The sequence below is a fragment of the Halopseudomonas sp. genome, assembly GCF_041579695.1.
Classification (GTDB): domain Bacteria; phylum Pseudomonadota; class Gammaproteobacteria; order Pseudomonadales; family Pseudomonadaceae; genus Halopseudomonas.
Window position 1 is genome coordinate 1 of record NZ_JBFGFI010000135.1, and the last position, 4,834, is coordinate 4,834.

General features: G+C 58.5%; 5 protein-coding genes and 1 pseudogene. 2 read left to right on the forward strand and 4 right to left on the reverse strand.

Annotated features, from left to right (window positions below; genetic code table 11):
• Together ABYA88_RS15305 and ABYA88_RS15310 are read right to left on the reverse strand one after the other, a co-directional pair.
• A partial coding sequence (locus ABYA88_RS15305) for a DUF1348 family protein (protein ID WP_373188257.1) occupies positions 1 to 158 on the reverse strand: 158 nt, incomplete at its 3' end.
• A 147-nt stretch (positions 159 to 305) separates the two neighbouring features.
• Positions 306 to 542, reverse strand: a pseudogene (locus ABYA88_RS15310) (glutathione binding-like protein); the annotation flags it as partial.
• Positions 543 to 908: 366 nt separating this feature from the next.
• On the opposite strand from ABYA88_RS15310, the gene ABYA88_RS15315 reads away from it, so the two are divergent.
• Positions 909 to 1,817 (forward strand): neutral zinc metallopeptidase, encoded by a 909-nt coding sequence (locus ABYA88_RS15315; RefSeq protein ID WP_373188253.1) that lies wholly within the window; start codon positions 909 to 911, stop codon positions 1,815 to 1,817.
• 354 nt (positions 1,818 to 2,171) lie between these two features.
• On the opposite strand, the gene ABYA88_RS15320 is transcribed toward ABYA88_RS15315, so the two are convergent.
• Both ABYA88_RS15320 and ABYA88_RS15325 read right to left on the reverse strand, forming a co-directional pair.
• On the reverse strand, positions 2,172 to 3,551 hold the full coding sequence (locus ABYA88_RS15320; protein WP_373188254.1) for a heavy metal sensor histidine kinase: 1,380 nt from the start codon (positions 3,549 to 3,551) through the stop codon (positions 2,172 to 2,174).
• The gene (locus ABYA88_RS15325) at positions 3,548 to 4,219 is read right to left on the reverse strand and encodes a heavy metal response regulator transcription factor (protein WP_373188255.1); all 672 of its coding nucleotides are present in this window, start codon (positions 4,217 to 4,219) and stop codon (positions 3,548 to 3,550) included. The genes ABYA88_RS15320 and ABYA88_RS15325 overlap by 4 nt, the downstream gene beginning before the upstream one ends.
• A gap of 168 nt (positions 4,220 to 4,387) precedes the next feature.
• Here ABYA88_RS15325 and ABYA88_RS15330 point away from each other — a divergent pair.
• On the forward strand, positions 4,388 to 4,834 hold a 447-nt coding region (locus ABYA88_RS15330; protein WP_373188256.1), incomplete at its 3' end, for a heme-binding protein.

Sequence of the window (4,834 nt, forward strand, 5' to 3'; positions counted from 1 at the left end):
CCCTTTAGGAATTCACTGCGATTGCGCCAGACGGAGTCAGGCGTGTATGCCAGTGCGACTCGGGCCGGGTCACGGCTGTTCCAGGCATCTTCGGCCATCTGTACCTTGATCTGTGCTGTGACGTGGTCGAAGTGTGGCAGCGGCGGTTTGTGTTCCATGTCGTGTTCTCTCGAGGATGAAAAAAACGGGGCCGCGGCCCCGGCATGATACTCCCGCTCCAACGCCTCAGGCTTCTGCGCAGCCGACCGTGCCAGAATCCGTTTCATATATTCCTCAAGATACGGATATTCACCCAGCCCCCGCGTCTCGCTGATCTTCTCGAACACAAAGGAATTCAGCACATCCGCACCGGTAAACTGATCACCCATCAGGTAGGTTTTGTCGGCCAATTCGGTGTTGGCGAGTGTCAGCACGTCGGTCGTCTGTTCGCGGGCGAATCCGCCCAGGGGGTTGGTGGCTTTGAGCGCCTCAGGTGCGCGGCGGGTGACCTTGTCGCATTGGTAGGTCTCCAGCTGATATTCCACACCGATTTCCTCCAGCATCCAGATAATGCGCTTGGAACGAGACTGGTTCAGGTGGTGTAACGTGATCTTATTGGACGCTTCCTTGGGCGGGCAGAGCAGAGAAGACGATACGTTCCATCTTCGACTGCCACCATTGTCGGCGGCCTCGGTTTGGCTATTGGCTCCCTGGCGAATTTGATTGCGCTCAGGCTGGGCCGCCAACCAGGTTTGTGGGTACCTTTCCACGCCTGGTCCCTTTTTATGCTGTTGATAAGCGTGCTGGGCGCCTTTGTGCTGGGTGCGTAGAAATGCGGATACGTTTGAACAGCTCCGTGCGATGATCAGTCTTTGCTGAAAGTGCTCGCCGCTGTCTGGCGAATCGATGGCTTTAATGAGGATGGTGCAATGGATTGGCGTGGGCGACGGCAGAGCCGCAATGTAGATGATCGCCGGGGGCAGTCGGTGCGAGGTGCAGGAGCCGGGGGCGGGCTGTTGTTGCTCCGGTTCCTGCCGATGATGCTGCGCAGCAAGATCGGTCGCGTCGTTCTGGTCTTGGGTGTGGTGGTGTTTTTTGGTGCCCGGATGTTAGGCATTGATTTGCTGCAGCCGGTCGATGGTGGTCCGCAGGTCGCATCGCAGTCCACTCAGCAGCCCACTCAGCGTTTCAGTACGCAAGAGCAGGAGTTGGCGGAGTTTGTGTCCGTGGTGCTGGCGGATACGGAGGATACCTGGAATGCAATTTTTGCAGCATCTGGCCAACGCTACCAGGAACCGCGACTGGTGCTGTTTTCCGACCGGGTCAATTCAGCGTGCGGTACTGCAAGTTCGGCTGTCGGGCCATTCTATTGCCCGGCGGATAATCAGGTGTATCTGGACCTGACCTTTTTCCGTGATCTCAAACTGCAACTGGGCGCGCCCGGCGATTTTGCTCAGGCCTATGTGGTGGCCCACGAGGTAGGGCATCACGTGCAGAATCTGATGGGTATCAGCCAGAAAGTGCGAGCTGCCGGGGTGGGCAAGAGCAAGGCAGAGGTCAATGCGCTATCGGTGCGCCAGGAGCTGCAGGCCGACTGCTTCGCTGGTGTGTGGGGCCACGACGCGAATAATCAGCAATTGCTGGATGAGGGCGATCTGGCCGAGGCGCTCTCCGCTGCCTCTGCGATTGGCGACGACCGGTTGCAGCGCCGATCTGGTGGTGAGGTGGTGCCGGACAGCTTCACCCATGGCAGTTCGCAGCAACGCATGACCTGGTTCAAACGCGGCTTTGACAGTGGCGATATCAGCCAGTGCGATTCCTTCAGCGTCAGGCTTTGAGTTCAGAAAAACCTGGGACAGATGGACGATTCTATAGCTCTAGCGGCTCCAGCGGCTCCAGAGGCGAGTCTGCCACGGTGTATTGGCAGGCCGCCTCGTGTTGCCCGTTCGGCTGTTGTGGTGCTGAGTTACTTTGCTTGTTGACGCATTTCGTGGAGTTCATTCAGGCGTGTGCTGCCGTCTTCTGCCTGGGCCAGGGTGCAGGTCATGGCGGAGAGCGACAGCATGATGGCGATGATCAATTTCATGGGTTGGATCCTTTTACAGTGATTGCGGTAGCGAGTGCCGCCGCTTGACCTGTTCAGGATATGGCCGTCGTCCCAACACCGGCATGACGCCAGGATTACAAAAAAGTCATCTTCCTTGCACACCTGGATCCTTGGGAAAGTTCAGTTCAAAACTCACGCCTGAGGCGATATTGGTAATACTGACGGTGCCGCCGTGCAGCCGCATGATTGCCTCTACTATGGATAACCCCAGCCCCCCGCTATCGCCGGGCTGGCTTCGTGACGGGTCGGCGCGGTAGAAGCGTTCAAATAACCTGGGCAGGTGTTCTGCAGCAATGCCGGGCCCTGGATTGTGGACGCTGATGCGCGTATGCGTTGCCTCTTCCCGGCTGGCTATGGTGATGGTGCTTCCCGGCTCGGTATACCGTAAAGCGTTGGCGATCAGATTGGCCAGGGCCCGGGTAAGCATCTCCGGTTCCACTACCAGATGGCCGCTGCATAGATTGGTCAGCGTCAGCTTCTGGTCCTCGGCCATGCCTTCAAAGTATTCACATAGTCTTTCGGTAACGGCGTGAAGGTTTGTGCTGCTGAGCTTGAGGTTCTGGCTGGGTTGCACGCAGCGGGCCAGAAAAAGCAGGCTGTCTACCATCCGAGCCAGGCGCTCGAATTCTTCCAGGTTTGACTCGAACAACTGCTCGTACTGTTCTGCGGAACGTGGCCGACTTAGCGTTTGCTGGGTCTGTCCGATCAGGTTGTTCAGCGGTGTACGCATCTCGTGAGCCAGATCACCGGAGAATCGCGACAGTTGTTCAAAGCCCTGTTCCAATTTTTCTAGCGCCAGGTTGAAGCTGTGCACAAGCGTATCGAGTTCGCTGGAGGGACTGGCCGTATGCAGGCGCAGATGCAGGTGTTCGCTGTCGATTGCCGCAGCTTGCTGCGCAAGTCGCCGCAGGGGCCGCAGACCTCGCTGGCTTATCCAGAATCCCGACAGAAAAATCAGCACGCTGCCGGCGCCCAGTACGGCTATCAGGTTGGAACGATAAGCGGCGAGCATCAGTTGGCGGTCGGCCAACAGGTAGCCGGCGATAAGCGTTAACGGCCGCTGGTTGATGCTGATCTGCTGGGTGACCAGGCGATAAGTATCGGCTGGGTCCTGCTGAAATGTGGGCTCGGTCGTTACCGAAACTTGCGGCTCTGGCAGTTCGGCAGGATTGATACTGACCAGCGTGCGACCATTGCCATCCTTGACCCAGAGGAAATGCTGCATATTACCCAGCATGTTGGCATAGAGCTCGGGACGGTCGGTAGGGTCATTCAGGTCTGGGCTGTTTTCCAGCAACAGCTGGACGCGTTCGAGACGTCCCAGCAGCGCTTGATCATCGCGCCAGGCTATTTCACGTTCCAGCGACTGGTACAGATAAACGCCGATGATGCCCAGCAGCAATGTACCCAGCAGCGCAAATGCCAGTCCGAGCCGCAGGCTCAGAGAGCGCAAGAGGATGTTCATGCTGAAGCATCCAGTTTGTAGCCCATGCCCCGCACGGTATGCACCAGCTTGTGCTGGAACGGGTCGTCGATCTTGGCGCGCAATCGGCGAATAGCCACGTCGACCACGTTGGTATCGCTTTCAAAGTTGATGTTCCAGACGTCCGAGGCGATACGGGTACGGGACATTACATCCCCCGCATGGCTGATCAGTAGCTGCAGCAGGGCGAACTCCTTGTTGGTCAGCACGATTCGCTGGCCAGCCCGGCTCACTTGCCTGCGCATGACGTCCACTTCGAGGTCTTCCAATCGGTAATGCTCAAGCTCTCTTAGTGGCGCGCGGCGCAGCAGGCTGCGCACCCGGGCCAGCAGCTCGGAGTAGGAAAACGGCTTGATCAGGTAGTCATCGGCGCCCAGCTCAAGGCCCTTTACCCGGTCCTCGATGCTGTCACGCGCGGTTAGAAAGAGTACCGGCGTCTGGCCGCGCATGCGGATCAGCTTGATCAGTTGCCAGCCATCCATGCCGGGCAGCATCACGTCCAGAATGATGAGATCGAAGGTGTCCTCTTCTATCATGTGGCGCGCGTCCAGCCCTTCATGGGCGACAGCGACCTGGTACCCCGACTCGCTCAAGCCCTTGCGCAAGTACTCGGCGGCCTTGCGTTCGTCTTCGACAACCAGAATCCGCATGCTCATCTCCCATGGTATGCCGCCAGATTAGAGCTAAAGCCAGGGGCTGCCCATTACAAATACGTAATGAACGGGCAATGCAGCTGACTGTTGTGCGGCGGCACCATGCAAGCGTGTTTCGATGAGCACCCTCAGTCCAACCGCTTAACCAACACAGGAGAGACTCCCATGCTGTATCGACTGTCCCTTATCACACTATTCATTGGCAGCCTGGCGGCAGGCGCTGCTCAGGCCACTACCGCGGGTGTAGCCGAGCGCAAGGATCTGACGCTGGCGCTGGGCAACCAATTGGCAGCGGCCACGCTGAGTGCTTGCCATGCGCAGGATCGCAGCGCTGTGGTGGCGGTTGTCGATCGTTCAGGCCATTTGATGGCTTTGCAGCGCGATGACAATGTCGGCCCGCACAACACACTGGCAGCGCAACGCAAGGCCTTCACTGCGCTGTCGACCAAGACCGCAACCAGCGAGCTTGCCAAGCGCGCCCAGGGTGACCCGAACTCGGCCAATCTCAATACCCTGGATGAGCTGCTATTGCTCGGCGGGGGCTTGCCGGTGCTCATGGACGGCCAGGTTATTGGCGCGTTGGGCGTGGCGGGTGCTGGCGGCTCCAGTATC